Annotated in this window: 13 protein-coding genes and 1 tRNA gene; 8 read left to right on the plus strand and 6 right to left on the minus strand. The window is 65.7% G+C overall.

The genetic code is table 11. The features are described 5' to 3' along the window. Positions 1-124 (plus strand): integrase core domain-containing protein (locus tag ACSS7Z_RS15325; protein ID WP_438255791.1); only part of this gene is annotated, 124 nt, incomplete at its 5' end. Here ACSS7Z_RS15325 and ACSS7Z_RS15330 read toward each other — a convergent pair. Both ACSS7Z_RS15330 and ACSS7Z_RS15335 read right to left on the minus strand, forming a co-directional pair. Beyond that, positions 80-472, minus strand: coding sequence for a 2'-5' RNA ligase family protein (locus ACSS7Z_RS15330; RefSeq protein ID WP_438255742.1), 393 nt, complete (start codon positions 470-472; stop codon positions 80-82). The genes ACSS7Z_RS15325 and ACSS7Z_RS15330 overlap by 45 nt on opposite strands. Positions 473-571: 99 nt before the next feature. Beyond that, positions 572-647, minus strand: a tRNA-Ala gene (locus ACSS7Z_RS15335). Positions 648-785: 138 nt separating this feature from the next. Between ACSS7Z_RS15335 and ACSS7Z_RS15340 the strand changes: the two genes are divergently transcribed. Further along, positions 786-1,856 (plus strand): NAD(P)-binding domain-containing protein, encoded by a 1,071-nt coding sequence (locus tag ACSS7Z_RS15340; RefSeq protein ID WP_438255792.1) that lies wholly within the window; start codon positions 786-788, stop codon positions 1,854-1,856. On the opposite strand, the gene ACSS7Z_RS15345 is transcribed toward ACSS7Z_RS15340, so the two are convergent. Further along, positions 1,843-2,853 (minus strand): DUF2804 domain-containing protein, encoded by a 1,011-nt coding sequence (locus tag ACSS7Z_RS15345; RefSeq protein ID WP_438255743.1) that lies wholly within the window; start codon positions 2,851-2,853, stop codon positions 1,843-1,845. The genes ACSS7Z_RS15340 and ACSS7Z_RS15345 overlap by 14 nt on opposite strands. Positions 2,854-2,920: 67 nt before the next feature. On the opposite strand from ACSS7Z_RS15345, the gene ACSS7Z_RS15350 reads away from it, so the two are divergent. Together ACSS7Z_RS15350 and ACSS7Z_RS15355 are read left to right on the plus strand one after the other, a co-directional pair. Further along, a complete protein-coding gene (locus ACSS7Z_RS15350) occupies positions 2,921-3,577 on the plus strand; it encodes an SDR family oxidoreductase (RefSeq protein ID WP_438255744.1) in 657 nt (218 codons plus the stop codon). Positions 3,578-3,579: 2 nt separating this feature from the next. Continuing rightward, the gene (locus tag ACSS7Z_RS15355) at positions 3,580-4,788 is read left to right on the plus strand and encodes a glycoside hydrolase family 3 N-terminal domain-containing protein (protein WP_438255793.1); all 1,209 of its coding nucleotides are present in this window, start codon (positions 3,580-3,582) and stop codon (positions 4,786-4,788) included. On the opposite strand, the gene ACSS7Z_RS15360 is transcribed toward ACSS7Z_RS15355, so the two are convergent. From ACSS7Z_RS15360 to ACSS7Z_RS15370, 3 genes are read right to left on the minus strand one after another with little or no spacing between them, the layout of a single operon-like run. Further along, the gene (locus ACSS7Z_RS15360) at positions 4,692-5,639 is read right to left on the minus strand and encodes a 3-methyladenine DNA glycosylase (protein WP_438255745.1); all 948 of its coding nucleotides are present in this window, start codon (positions 5,637-5,639) and stop codon (positions 4,692-4,694) included. The genes ACSS7Z_RS15355 and ACSS7Z_RS15360 overlap by 97 nt on opposite strands. Beyond that, on the minus strand, positions 5,639-6,667 hold the full coding sequence (locus ACSS7Z_RS15365) for an App1 family protein phosphatidate phosphatase (protein ID WP_438255746.1): 1,029 nt from the start codon (positions 6,665-6,667) through the stop codon (positions 5,639-5,641). The genes ACSS7Z_RS15360 and ACSS7Z_RS15365 overlap by 1 nt, the downstream gene beginning before the upstream one ends. A gap of 4 nt (positions 6,668-6,671) precedes the next feature. Then, positions 6,672-7,349, minus strand: coding sequence for a DedA family protein (locus ACSS7Z_RS15370; RefSeq protein WP_438255747.1), 678 nt, complete (start codon positions 7,347-7,349; stop codon positions 6,672-6,674). Positions 7,350-7,367: 18 nt separating this feature from the next. On the opposite strand from ACSS7Z_RS15370, the gene ACSS7Z_RS15375 reads away from it, so the two are divergent. The 4 genes from ACSS7Z_RS15375 to ACSS7Z_RS15390 all read left to right on the plus strand — a co-directional run bounded on the left by ACSS7Z_RS15375 (position 7,368) and on the right by ACSS7Z_RS15390 (position 14,371). Continuing rightward, on the plus strand, positions 7,368-8,693 hold the full coding sequence (locus tag ACSS7Z_RS15375) for an anthranilate synthase component I family protein (protein WP_438255748.1): 1,326 nt from the start codon (positions 7,368-7,370) through the stop codon (positions 8,691-8,693). A 64-nt stretch (positions 8,694-8,757) separates the two neighbouring features. Then, entirely contained in the window at positions 8,758-11,340 is a 2,583-nt protein-coding gene (gene leuS, locus ACSS7Z_RS15380; RefSeq protein ID WP_438255749.1) for a leucine--tRNA ligase, read from the plus strand. 92 nt (positions 11,341-11,432) lie between these two features. Continuing rightward, a complete protein-coding gene (locus ACSS7Z_RS15385) occupies positions 11,433-12,038 on the plus strand; it encodes a helix-hairpin-helix domain-containing protein (RefSeq protein WP_438255750.1) in 606 nt (201 codons plus the stop codon). Beyond that, positions 12,035-14,371, plus strand: coding sequence for a ComEC/Rec2 family competence protein (locus tag ACSS7Z_RS15390; RefSeq protein ID WP_438255751.1), 2,337 nt, complete (start codon positions 12,035-12,037; stop codon positions 14,369-14,371). The genes ACSS7Z_RS15385 and ACSS7Z_RS15390 overlap by 4 nt, the downstream gene beginning before the upstream one ends. The last annotated feature ends 84 nt before the right edge of the window (positions 14,372-14,455 follow it).

Below are 14,455 nucleotides of genomic sequence, written 5' to 3' on the forward strand. Positions count from 1 at the left end.
CGCCGCCAGAGCTGCCACTTACCAAGCCTGGATCCATAGCTACAATCACCACAGACCCCATACCGGCATCGGAGGACTCTCACCCATCGACCGCGTCCACAACGTCAGTGGGAAGAACACCTAGCGAGAGCGGGAAACGTCTCGCCTCGTGCCATCGGCCGTGTGAGCCCTCTACGAGGAGGACGACGGCAGATGCTGTCCCGCTCAGTGGCAACTCCGCGGCGAGAGCTCGCTCAGCCTCTTGCAATTCTTCATAACCAGCGGAGTCGCCCACCGTGGCATGGGGTACCGGCGCATCGTGTAACCCTCCGTAAGGCGGATAGGCCGGGAATACGCGTGCGACTGCTGCAGTGAGCTCAATAAACGGGGCGGGCGATTCTGGCGCGAGCCGCGCATCGACGGCCAACCTCTGTCTCAGGGCAGCAAGCGTGGCTGATACTGGCGCCTCAATGATCAACGCTGTTCGGGGCATATCTCGATGCTAAGCGAGGTCATTCCTGTACTAGTCGGTCCGGCGCGCGGGCTAGGCATACAAAACGAAGAAGCCCCCGGTTTTCCGGGGGCTTCTTTTTGGTGGACCTGAGGGGATTCGAACCCCTGACCCCCTGCATGCCATGCAGGTGCGCTACCAACTGCGCCACAGGCCCATCTTGCTTCCCCGGATGAGCGGGGCAACTTGAAAAGAATACAACATCTGAAGCGTCGTTAGCCAATTGAGCGGGCGGCCGGGTGTTTCGACCCGAGTATGCGGGAACATCGGCACGAGCGTATGCGTTGTGATGGATATGGAGATCACGGAGAGCATCGTCGTCGGAGCAGGCCAGGCGGGCCTGTCGACCTCCTATCATCTGAAGCGGTTGGGCATCGATCACCTCGTTCTCGATGCGAACGACGCTCCGGGAGGGGCCTGGCAGCATCGCTGGGATGCGTTGACGATGAACGACGTGCACGGGGTTGCCGAGCTTCCCGGAGCTGAGGCACCGACACGAGGCATGCAACGCGCGAACGTCGCGGTGCCGGCATCCTTCTCAGCCTACGAACGCGACCATGCGCTTCCGGTGCTCAGGCCGGTGAAGATCGACCGGGTAACCGATGACGACGGTCTGCTGGTCGTGCACGCGGATGATCGCCACTGGCACACCAGAACGCTCGTCAATGCGACAGGCACCTGGACACAGCCGTTCCTGCCTCACTATCCGGGCGTGGAGACCTTCGTCGGGGAACAACTGCACACTGTCGATTACCCGGGGCCGGCCCACTTCGCCGGCAAACGCGTCCTCGTCGTCGGCGGTGGTGCCTCCGCCGTGCAGTTCCTCGGCGCACTCGCGCCAGTGACGGAAACTCTCTGGGTCACCCGCCGCGAGCCGGTGTGGCGCGATGACGACTTCACACCCGAGGCCGGCGCCGCAGCGGTTGCCCTCGTCGAAAAGCGGGTCGCCCAGGGCCTGCCGCCGCAGAGCGTCGTCGGAGTCACCGGTCTCATGCTGCGTCCTCAGGAGCGCGAAGCCGAACGCCTCGGCGCTTATGCTCGCCGACTCCCGATGTTCGAGCGGATCGAGCCGGACGGTGTGCGATGGTCTGACGGGTCGTTCGAGGAGGTCGATGTGATCCTGTGGGCCACCGGTTTCCGCCCGGCGATCGCCCATCTCGCGCCCCTGCGTCTGCGCAGTGCAGCAGGCGGCATCCAGCTCGACCGCAACGGACGGGGCACGACAGCCGTCGCCGACCCCCGCATCCAACTCGTCGGTTACGGTCCTTCAGCCAGCACGATCGGCGCGAACCGTGCCGGACGCAGCGCTGCCACGGGCGTGCAACGGTCGCTCAAACGTGCCGCAGAACTCATCACCACCGGTTGAGGACGTCCTCGGCGAAGCCCTCGATCCCATCGACCGAGACGCGCTCATCGGTGGAATCCAGCACCCAGCCGCTCCATGTTCCGAACAGCTGATCGGTGCGCGTCGAGATGACCAGCACGTTCGTCCGCGAATGCTTGTTGTAAAACGGCGTGAACGTCAGATCCGCCCGCTTGCCGTGGATATGCCACGGCTTCATCCAGTCGGATGAGTCGTAGTCCCAGACCAGCTCTTCGCTGATCTTCGAGAGTGTTCCGTCGACGTCGACGGCGTTCTCGGTCGCCCCTGATCCATCGGTCCATTTCGAGCCGAGCTGCAGGCCGATCACTCGACCGTCGACGATTCCGCTGCCAGACGCCCAGTTCCACCACACCTGGTACGGCCAGCGTCCACGCCCATGATCGAGAACAGCCCAGCTGCCCTCTGGCACGTTGAGCGCTGTGCCATCGACGGTGAGAGTGCCGTGCGCGGGCCGCGCGGCATCCTTGACCGTGTACTGGAACCGACGGGTGCTGCCGCCGCGCCGCCACGGCACGACGACGCCGAGCGACTCATGTCCGGCCGGACGATCGGCGATGATGTCGAAAGACACCCGTGGTGTTGTGCCGCGCAGTCGGGTGCCGCCATCGATCTCGTCGATATCGAGCGTCACCTTCTTGGTGCGTGCTCGGGCAGGACCGTCGCCGAGGGATGCCGGCAGTGTGGCGCTGCGTCCGCCGGGGGAGAGCACCGTGGTGTCGATCGCCTCACCTGTGGCACGGTCGTACACCCACACCGAATGCAACGACAGGTAGTCGATGCAGGAGACGGTGAGCGCGATGATGTACGTCGGGGTCATGACGCTCCAGTACTCCCAGCGCTTATTGCGCCCCCACTGGCCGCGGCCGGGAATCCCCGATGTGTCATGCAGCGGCGTGCGCGTCCACCCCAGGGCGGCGTGGTTCAGCCCGCCGTTCTCCGCGGTGAGCGATACCCGCTGCGTGATCTCGCGCTCAATCATGACTGCTCCTATCGGGGCCGGTGAATGCTCCCGTGATTCTATGCGGCATCAGCGTTAGCCTGGACGCATGTCTCGTGTCATCGTCTTCGGCGGCCACGGCCGCATCGCCCTTCTGCTCGCACCCCTGCTCGTGGATCGCGGTGACCAGGTGACCGCGGTCATCCGCAACCCGGACCACGCGGCCGACGTCGAAGCCACTGGGGCGACCGCCGTGGTCGCAGACGTCGAAACTGCGGATGTCGGAGCCCTCGCCGAGATCATCCGTGGGCATGACGCGGTGGTCTGGTCTGCGGGAGCGGGCGGGGGAAACCCCGACCGTACCTACGCCGTCGACCGCGATGCCGCGATCAGCTCGATGGATGCTGCCGCGCGCGCCGGCGTTGCCCGCTATGTGATGGTCTCGTGGATCGGGTCCACGGCGGATCACGGTGTGTCGGAGGATGACTCGTTCTTCGCCTACGCCGATGCGAAATGGGCCGCTGATGAGCACCTGCGCGCGACCGATCTCGAAGGCACGATCCTCGGGCCAGGCGCTCTCACCTTCGATGAACCGACCGGGCGGATCGAGTTGGATGCCCAGGGCAGCGGTGCCGTGGCGCGCGCCGATGTCGCAGCTGTCATCGCTGCCACGCTGACGGAGCCACTGACGATCGGACGCACAATCCGCTTCGGCAACGGCACACCGGAATCATCCGAACCCATTGCGCTCGCGCTCGCGCGGTGAGCATGCGCCGCCGCCATCCATTCGTCCTGGCCGCCATCGTCGTGGCCATGACGGCCGCTGTCACCACCGGGCCCGCTATCGCCGCGCCCACCGCGACCGCACCCACCGCGACCGGCCAGCCGACCCTTGTGCACCCTGCCGATGCCCCGGAGACATCGGCCGCCGCACAACGGCTCGTGGCCGAGATGACAACCTCCGAGCGAGCCGCAAGCATCGTGATGGGGCACATCTCCTCGCAGAACCCCGCCGAGTTGTCGGGGTACATGGAGCAGACCGGCATCGGCGGATTCATCCTCATGGGAGCGAACGTGCCGGGGTCGGAGGCCGAACTGCAGCGAGTATCCGCGGCGCTCGCAACCGATTCGTCCCTGCCGGGCCCGCTCATCGCCATCGATCAGGAGGGCGGGATCGTCTCCCGGCTACCCTGGGACCAGTTTCCCGCTTCCACGACACTCAAGGAACGCCCGGCCGCGGAGGTCGCTGCCTCCTTCGCTGCTCGTGGATCACTCGTCGCCCGAGCAGGAGCAAATGTGAACTTCGGCATCGTCGCCGACACCACATCGGAGCGTACATCGTTCATCTTCGGCCGCGCTCTCGGAGCCGATCCGGCGAGCGCTGCTGAACGCGTCGCGGCAGCCGTGACGGCGGAGGAGCAGTTCGCTGCCTCCACACTCAAACATTTCCCCGGGCATGGCGCCGCCCCGGGCGATTCGCACGAGCTGATCCCCAGCACCGATAAGACGCTTGATGAGTGGCGGCAGTCGGACGCGGTGCCGTTCGTCGCCGGAATCGAGGCCGGTGCTTCGCTGCTGATGTTCGGGCATCTGTCGTACACAGCAGTCGATTCGGCACCGGCATCGCTTTCTCCCCGGTGGCACGAGATCGCCCGCGACGACCTCGGTTTCGACGGCGTGATCGTCACCGACGACCTAGGCATGCTGCAATCCACCGGGATCCCCGAATACGCCGATCCGATTGCCAACGCGGTGGCTGCGGTGGCCGCCGGCAACGACCTCGTCCTGTCGATCGCGCACACGACTCCGGAGACCGCATCCGAACTCACCGCCGGGATCACGACCGCGGTCGAGTCCGGATCCCTTTCTGCCGAACGGCTTCAGGATGCTGCAGAGCGCGTGATGACGCTGCGGCTGGAGCTGGCAGCATCCGGTGCTGTCTGGGCGCCGTGCGCGGACTGTGAACCGGCATCCTGACCCAGCCACGCTGACAGCATCCGCTCGCGCAGCGCCTGACCGCGTTCGGCGAAGCCGCGCTGTTGACGCACATAATCGGCCTTGCCCTCTGCCGTCTCGATCGGCACGGGCGTAACACCCCAGTCGGACAGATCGTAGGGGGCGGCTTCCATATCAAGCAGCCGGATGTCGCGGGCCAGTTCGAAGGTGTCGAGCAGCACTTCACCGGGGATCAGTGGTCCGAGCTTCATCGCCCACTTGTACAGGTCCATACCGGCATGCAGACACCCCGGCTGCTCCCGTTCCGGCTGATCGGCGCGGCTCAGTACCTGACGGTTAAGCGGTACGGCTTCGGGGGTGAAGAAGCGGAACGCGTCGAAGTGCGTGCAGCGCAACTCGTGCGATTCGACAACCGCGTCAGTACCGGCCCGGCCGAGGCGCAGCGGTACTGCATGCCGATGCTCGTCGGCGCGATACACCATCGCCCACTCGTGCAGTCCGAAGCAGCCGAACTGTCCTGGGCGTGCGGCCGTGCGGCGCAGCATCCGCTCAGTGAGAGAAGCCAACTGCTGTTTCTCGCGAGCGAAGGCCCCGGCATCGGGAACGACGGAATCTGTGCGCGTGCCGGGCGCGTACCAGCGCCATTCGGCCCGCTCGGGTGCATCGTCGAGCTGGACGTCGGCTCCGGGATGCCAGCGCCGCAGTTGCGCGGGTGCATACGAGTAGTAGGTGAAGAGAAAATCCCATACCGGATGCTTCTCGCCGCGCGAGGCACGTTCGCGGTGTGCAGCGGTCAAAGCATCCGCACGTTCCTGGTGCTGGCTTTCGCGCTGCTGCCACCTCGTGCGGTCGAGCGACACGGTGGGAGACATCAGTGCAGGATGCCGCGTTCGGTCAGTCGCTCGCGGAGCCCGGCGCCGTCGGATGCTGCCACCCAAAGCACGGTGTCCTCGGAATGGTCATCAGATGCGGCCCGACCACCGGCGAGCATGGCCTCGGTGGCGGAGAGCTGACGAATGGCGACGCCGGCGACCAGATCAGGGTGCTCCTGCATGAACTCGGTGTAGATCGACTCATCGTGCTGCCCGTCATCGCCGATCAGCAGCCAGCGCACGTTCGGGAACTCTTCGGCGAGTCGGCGCAGATTGGTGAGCTTGTGCTCGCGTCCGCTGCGGAACCAGCGATCGTGCGTCGGACCCCAGTCGGTGAGCAGCATCGAGCCACGGGGGAACAGATGCCGGTTCATGAACCGGCTGAGTGTGGGGGCGACATTCCATGCGCCGGTGGACAGGTAGATCATGGGGGAGCCCGGATGCTGGCGCACCAGCTGTTCGAGCAGCACAGCCATACCGGGGACAGGAAGACGAGCATGCTCGTCGATGACGAAGGAGTTCCAGGCGGCGATGAAGGGCCGAGGCAGCGCAGTGACCATGACTGTGTCATCCACGTCGGAGAGCACACCGAACGTCACGTCGTCAGCCACGATGAACGCGCTGGCTTCGACGGGCTCCTGATTCTCCACTGCCACGGTGAAGCTCTGCCAGCCCGGTTGCAGATCCGCGTTGATCACGGTGTCGATGACACCACCGCGATCGGCGATCACTTCATGAGTGCGTCCGCCGATCATGACGCGCACCGTGGCGAAGCTGACCGGAATACCCACGAAGCTGCGCCACCCGCGCACACTCGCGTACTCGCCGTTCTCGGTGCGGCGCTGCGGGGGAACGATCAGCACACGACCGACGACGCGCACCCAGCCGCTGCCGCCGTAGCCGGCGAAGGGTTGAATCGTCGCGGTGCGTCCACGCCGTCTCGCTCTGCTCTCACGCCAGCTGTGCAGGCGGTGCTCCAGGCGGGCGAACCAGTGAATCCTGGTCTTGGTGGGGCTGTCTTCGGACATCGTTTCAGTCTTTCATGTTCGACGCGGCATTCTCGCCGTCGTCTGTGCTGCGCATATGCCGATCTTCCCAGCGGGTCAGCAGCTTCTTGCCGAAGAAGACCACCAGCAGAAAAAGCACGATGATTCCCACGAACACGTAACCGGCGAAGTGCACCCGGTCCACGAGCTCACGGAAGCTGCCGGCAGCCAGAGAGCTGACCGTCACATATGCCGTTGCCCAGATGAGGCATGCCGGTGCCGTCCAAGCGAGGAAACGACGGTACGAGTAGGTACTCATGCCCACTGTGAGGGGGACGAGGGAGTGCAGGACCGGGAGGAAGCGCGAGATGAAGATTGCAATGCCGCCCCGCCGCGCCAGATATTGCTCGGCCCGCATCCAATGCCGTTCGCCGACCTTCGTCCCGATCCAGGAATGGCGAATGCGTGGCCCCAGCCAACGTCCGAGCCAGAAGCCGATGCTCTCGCCGATCAACGCTCCCGCCACCACGACGAGCACCATCGCCACTGCTTCGGCCACCCCTTCGACGCCCATGGACGCGATGATCACGATGGTGTCACCCGGGACGATCAAGCCGATCAGGATGCTGGTCTCCAACATGACAGCGATACCGGCGATCAGTGTGCGGGCAATCGGGTCGACTGCCTGTACAGCATCGAGAAGCCATTGGAGGAAGTCGTCCACGCACACGAGAATACGTGCTTGATCGAGCCTTACGCTGAGAGGGTGCCGCACCTCTCGCCGCTGGAACTTCGACGTCTGGATTCTTCCCTCGATGTCGTCGGTGCGTTCCGTGCGCTCGCCGCGGAGTTTACCGACGTGTTCTGGCTGGATGCCGGAGACGGAGCAACCCAGGGCTGGAGTGTTCTCGGTACCGGAGATGTCGATGCGCAGGGGCCGGGGAACGTGCTGATCGACGCGGACCCCGCAGTGCTCGCCGCGCCTGCAGACGCTCCGCCGTTTCGTGGTGGCTGGGTCGGATGGCTGGACTTCGAATCAGGGGCGGCGGCTGCCGGTGCAACAGCGGCCGGCTCCGAGGTCGGACCCGCCTGGATACGCGTGCGCGCCGCCATTGCGATTCATCACCCGACCGGCGCGGTATGGATGCTGGGGGCAGACCCGGTGCTCGAGCGCTGTGTGCAGGTGAAGGCCGGCGCAGCATCCGCGGCAGCATCCGACCGAACCGTCGCCGTCGCACGGCACACGCCGGAGGAGTACGAGAGTCTCATCGAGCAGTGCCGCGCCGTAATCCGCGCCGGAGATGCCTACCAGTTGTGCCTGACGACACGGTTCATCGTGCCGGGCCGGCACGATCCGCTGGAGACCTACCTGCGGCTGCGGAGCGCGACCCCCGCCCACCACGGCGGATTCGTGCGGATCGGTGACACAGCACTGCTCAGCGCCAGTCCGGAGACTTTTCTGCGTGCATCCGGCGGCCACATCCAGACCCGGCCGATCAAGGGGACGCGTCCGCGCGGGGTCACACCTGCAGAAGATGCGGCGCTCGCCGCAGAGCTCCTCGACAGTCCCAAAGAACGCGCCGAGAACGTCATGATCGTCGACCTCATGCGCAACGACCTGTCCCGTGTCTGCGTTCCGGGTTCGATACAGGTCGACGAACTGTGGAAGATCGAGTCCTATCCGGCCGTTCATCAGCTGGTGTCCACGGTCACCGGGAAGGCCAGCAGCGGTCTCACGGTGAACGAGCTGTGGGCGGCAGCCTTTCCGGCCGGCAGCATGACCGGAGCGCCGAAGCTGTCGGCGATGACCGTGCTGCACGAGCTCGAGGGCCACCGGCCGCGGGGCGTGTACAGCGGATGCTTCGGCTACGTCGGTGTTGACGGAGCAGTTGATCTGGCGATGGTCATCCGCAGCATCGTGATCACAGCGGAGGAAGCCGTTATCGGCGCGGGTGGCGGCATCACCTGGGGCTCGGTGGCTGTTGCCGAAGTCGATGAGGTCGCGACGAAGGCACGGGCGCCGTTGACGGCTCTGGGCGCGGAACTTCCGGAAGCGTGGCGCCGGTAGGGATCGGATATCCTGGAAGTTCCTGACTTTTTGCGCAGTCCGCTTCTATGTGATTGGCCGTTCGTTGTCTGAAAATCTGTCCCCCTCCACCGAGGCCGCCGACGAGTCGCTGTCGGTGCACGCTGTCCAAGCCAAGTGGCAGAAGTACTGGGCGGATAACGACACGTTCCTCGCGGGCGGTGAAGAAGACACCAGGCCGCGCAAGTTCGTGCTGGCGATGTTCCCGTATCCCTCCGGTGACCTGCACATGGGGCACGCCGAGAACTACCTGTACTCCGACATCGTCGCGCGCTTCTGGCGGCACCGCGGACACAACGTTCTGAACCCGATCGGGTGGGACTCCTTCGGGCTTCCTGCGGAGAACGCCGCTATCCGCCGCGGGGCCGACCCGCGCGAGTGGACGTACCAGAACATCGATCAGCAGAAGGTGGGCTTCAAGGCCTACGGCGTATCGTTCGACTGGTCGCGCGAGCTGCACACCTCCGACCCGGAGTACTACCACTGGAACCAGTGGCTGTTTCTGAAGCTGCACGAGCGGGGGCTCGCCTACCGCAAGAAGAGCCCGGTCAACTGGTGCCCGAACGACCAGACTGTGCTGGCGAACGAGCAGGTCGTCGATGGTCGCTGCGAGCGCTGCGGCACCGAGGTCATCAAGAAGAAGCTCACGCAGTGGTACTTCAAGATCACCGACTACGCAGACCGCCTGCTGGATGATCTGAACCAGCTCGAGGGTCGCTGGCCGCACAAGGTGCTGCAGATGCAGCGCAACTGGATCGGACGCTCGATCGGTGCCGATGTCGACTTCGTCATCGAGGGCCGCGAGGAGCCGGTGACGGTGTTCTCGACGCGTCCGGACACCCTGCACGGTGCAACGTTCTTCGTGGTGGCACCGGATGCCGAGCTGGCTGCAGAGCTGGTCGCCGATGCGTCGCCGGACGTGAAGACGGCTTTCCAGGAGTACCTCGCGAAGGTGCAGAAGACCACCGATATCGATCGTCAGGCCACGGATCGGCCGAAGACGGGTGTCTTCCTCGAGCGTTATGCGATCAACCCGGTGAACGGTGAGAAGCTGCCGGTCTGGGCGGCGGACTACGTGCTGGCCGACTACGGTCACGGCGCCGTGATGGCTGTTCCCGCACACGATCAGCGCGACCTCGACTTCGCTCGCGCATTCGATCTGCCAGTCAAGGTCGTTGTCGACACGACGGCTCCGATCACCGGTGCGATGCCGGTGATCGAGGTAGACGAGGATGGCGTTCCGATTGACACGGGCGCCGCGAGTCTCGACGCCCAGCATCCATCGGTCACGGGTGTCGCGCTCACGGGCGAGGGACGCATGATCAACTCGGGCGAGCTGAACGGACTGTCCAAGCGCAACGCCGTCGCACGCGCCATCGAGCAGCTCGAAGCCAACGGCAATGGTCGTGCGGCCAAGAACTACCGTCTGCGCGACTGGCTGATCTCCCGGCAGCGCTTCTGGGGCACACCGATCCCGATGCTGCATCACGAAGACGGCCACGTCACGCCGGTGCCAGAAGATCAGCTGCCGGTGAAGCTGCCCAGCGTCGCCGGACTCGACCTCACGCCCAAGGGGACGTCCCCCCTGGGTGCTGCAGAATCCTGGGTGCAGACCGTCGACCCCGTCAGCGGTGACCCCGTGCTGCGCGATGCCGACACCATGGACACCTTCGTGGACAGCTCGTGGTACTTCTTGCGGTTCCTCTCGCCGAACAACGACAAGGTGGCGTTCGAGACGAGCGAGGCGGACCGCTGGGCGCCGGTCGACTCGTACATCGGCGGTGTCGAGCACGCGATTCTGCACCTGCTGTACGCACGCTTCATCACCAAGGTGCTGTTCGACATGGGGCTGATCGACTTCACTGAGCCGTTCAGCAGCCTGATCAATCAGGGCATGGTCATCCTCGACGGCGCGAAGATGTCCAAGAGCAAGGGCAACCTGGTGCTGTTCCAGGAAGAGCTCGACAAGCATGGTGCCGACGCTCTGCGTGTCGGCCTTGCGTTCGCCGGACCCGTGGAGGACGACAAGGACTGGGCCGACGTCTCCACGACCGGTGCGCAGAAGTTCCTCGCCCGTGCGCTGCGACTGAGCAATGATGTGGCGAGCCCCGTCGACGTGCTGTTCAAAGACGGCGATGCGGCGCTGCGCCGTGGCACCCACCACCTGCTGGCTGAGGCACCCGGGCTCGTCGAACAGACGAAATTCAACGTGCTCGTCGCACGTCTCATGGAGTTGGTCAACCTCACCCGCAAGACGATCGACTCCGGCGCCGGAGCCGCGGACCCCGCGGTTCGCGAAGCGGTGGAGACCATCGCGGTGATGCTCGATCTCATTGCGCCGCACACTGCGGAGGAGATGTGGGAAGCACTCGGGCACGAGCCGTCTGTGGGCCTGGTTACCTGGCGTCAAGCAGATCCGGCGTTGATGGTGGACGAGACGATCACCGCTGTGGTGCAGGTCGGCGGAAAGGTTCGTGCGCAGCTCGAGGTCTCGGCGAAAATCAGCGAGGCAGAGCTTGAGGCGCTGGCGCGGGCTGATGAACGTGTCATCCGCGCTATCGGCGACCGGGAGATCGTGAAAGTGATCGTCCGTGCGCCGAAGATCGTGAGCTTCGCCGTCAAGGGCTGAGTCTTTCTGCACACCCGCGCCGAGGCATGACTTCTCCACGGATGACGTGATCGGCGCCGCCGCCTGAATGACGGTCTGCCTAACGTGGCGGAGTGTCAGCGACTGAATCGGCGACCGCTCGCCCCAGGGCATCTCGCCTGAAGTTGAGTATCGGCGCGGCCGTCGTGCTCGGGCTGGTCGTGCTGTCGGCTGCGGTCGGCCTCGGCATCATGCGCGGGCAGACGCAGCCGGTGCAGACGGTGCAGACGGAAGTCGCAGGCGGCGAGGAGAGCGCGGTCGGCGGCGAGATATATGTGCATGTGCTCGGCCAGGTCGAAAATCCTGGGCTGTACCTGCTCGATGTCGACGCCCGCGTCGTGGATGCCCTGTCCGCAGCGGGCGGGACGCTGGATGATGCCGACCTGCAGGCGGTGAACCTGGCACGGCCGCTCAGCGACGGTGAGCAGCTGCTCGTGCCGGTCATCGGGGAACCTGTCGACACTGGCGGGGCAGCACGGCACAGCGATGGGTTGGTGAATCTCAACAGCGCCGATCAGGCGGCCTTGGAGGCGCTGCCCCGGATCGGACCGGCGCTGGCGCAGCGAATCATCGAGTGGCGCGAGAAGAACGGCCGCTTCCAGGCCGTGGAAGATCTGCTGGCGGTCTCCGGCATCGGGGAGAAGCTTCTGGCGGGGCTGCAAGATCTGGTGCGGGTGTGAACGGCAGCACGCGTGTGCGCGATCTTCGCCTCGTGCCGCTCGCGCTGGGCGTATGGGGTGCGGCGCTCGTCTGCGTCTTCGTGCCGGATGCCGCGGGCTGGTGCGTCGCGGCCGGCGTCGTGGTGGGCGCTGCCTTGCTGGGCGTGCTCGCGCGGCAGTCCGTGCGCGGCGTACGTTCGGCGTCGCGTCTGACGTCGATGGTCGCAAGCGGGGGACTGATGGCAGTCGTGGCGCTGGCCATGGCTGCCGTGGCGATGACGGCCGGTTTCGCTGCACCGCAACGAGCTGAAGCCGACGAACTCGACGGTCGTTTCATCGAGGTCGTCGCTGTGATCTCATCATCGTCGTCGATCGGAACCGATCAGCGGCTATGGTTCGACGTGCAAAGCTCGCGCGCGGGTGTTCCCGGCGACCCCGATCCGCTCGCGGTGCCGATGCGCGTCGGAGTCGATCCGGTATCCGGACTCGATCTGGGGGCGCTCGTTCGAATCGGTGGGCAGGCGAAAGCGACCGATCCTGGCGAACGCGCGGCGCTGGTCATCTTCGGCACACGGGCGGAGATCATCCAGCCAGCAAGCGGTGTGTTCGACGTCGCGGCGCAGGTACGAGAAGACTTCGTTGAGCGGGCCGTCGCACTGCCCGAACCCGGGGCGGGATTGCTGCCCGGGTTGGCGGTGGGCGATACCCGGGCAGTGTCCGAAGAACTGAACGCAGCCATGCTGACATCGGGCCTCAGCCACTTGACCGCTGTGTCGGGCGCCAACTGTGCAATCGTGGTGGGTGCGGTCTTCTGGCTGGTGTCGCTCTGCGGCGGCGGCCGCACGCTGCGGGTGGTTCTGGCTCTGATCGCCCTCGCCGCGTTCGTGGTTCTCGTAACGCCCGAACCCAGCGTCATTCGCGCGGGCGTGATGGCGGGGCTCGCGATGCTCACGCTGCTGTGCGGGCGTCCGAGCGCCGGGGTGGGCGTGCTCTGCCTCGCGGCTGTGGCGATTCTCATCGCTGACCCGTGGCTGGCGGCGACGCCCGGGTTCGCGCTGTCTGCCGCGGCGACCGCCGCACTCATCGTGCTCGCGCCGCCCGTGTCGCGGGGGCTTGCTCGGTGGATGCCGGCGCCCCTGGCTCTGGCCATCGGCATCCCGTTGGCAGCCCAACTCGCCTGCGGCCCGATCATCGCGCTGTTCGCCGAGCAGCAGTCGATCGTCGGCATCCCTGCGAATCTGCTCGCTGGGCCCATGGCACCAATCGCTACTGTCATCGGCCTGCTGGCCTGTCTGGCCGCTCCCATTCCGCCGCTGGCCGATCTGTTCGCGGCGTTCGCCTGGTTGCCGGCCGCGTGGATCTCGACCACCGCGACGGTTTCGGCGAATGTACCGGGCGGAACCGTGCTCATCGTCCCGGGAATCGGGTCTGCGCTGCTCGTGACGATTCTCAGCGGTGCGTTGGGGGTGCTGCTGTGCACGGGCGGGTTTGCGGCGATCCGCTGGGTGCGCGGAGCATCCATCGCGGTGCTCGTGATCATGGCGGCGCTGCTGGGATCTCGGATGCTGCTGACCGGGCCGCTGGCGGCAACGGCGGTTCCGGAGCGGTGGTCGATCGCCGCATGCGATATTGGTCAGGGCGATGCGCTCGTCATACGATCTGCCGGGCAGATTGCACTCATCGACACCGGCATGGACCCTGACCTGCTCTCAACGTGTCTCAATGCGCTGGCGGTCGACCGGATCAACCTGCTGGTCTTGACGCACTTCGACGCGGACCACGTCGGGGCGGTGTCAGTGATCGAGGGGCGTGTCGACACTGTTCTGCACGGACCCAGTGAATCGGCGGATCAGCGGGAGCTGCTTGCACGCCTCGCTGGTGGCGGGGCGCGGCTGGTCTCCGCATCCACCGGGTTGCACGGCACGCTCGGATCAGCATCGTGGAAGGTGCTGTGGCCACGGAAGGACTCGGCAGCGTTCCCGGCAGGCAACGACGCCAGCGTTGTGATCGAATTCGACGGGGGAGACGTGCCGCGATCGATCTTCCTCGGCGACATCTCCGCGTTGCCGCAGCGCATGCTCAGCCCGCAGCTGACTGGCCCCTACTCGGTGGTGAAGGTTGCGCACCATGGCAGTGCTGACCAGGATCCCGGCCTGTACGAGCGTCTGGGGCCTGCTGTGGCGATCTTCAGCGCCGGGGTGGACAACGACTACGGGCATCCGCGTGATGAGGCTCTTGACCTTGCTGAGGCTGCTGGCGCTCTCGTTGTACGCACGGACCTTCAGGGCCGCATCCTGATCGGACTCCGGGACGGAGAACTGTTGGTGTGGACGGAGCGGGAGAAGAGTTCCTAGCAGGCGCTGTGGCCTGGGGACGCTGGAGGGCTTGTATCATCCGTCCGAAGCGCTCAGGATGGATGCGGGGGAAGAATGCAAGCC

The organism is Microbacterium wangyouchuni (genome assembly GCF_051546305.1).
GTDB lineage: Bacteria > Actinomycetota > Actinomycetes > Actinomycetales > Microbacteriaceae > Microbacterium.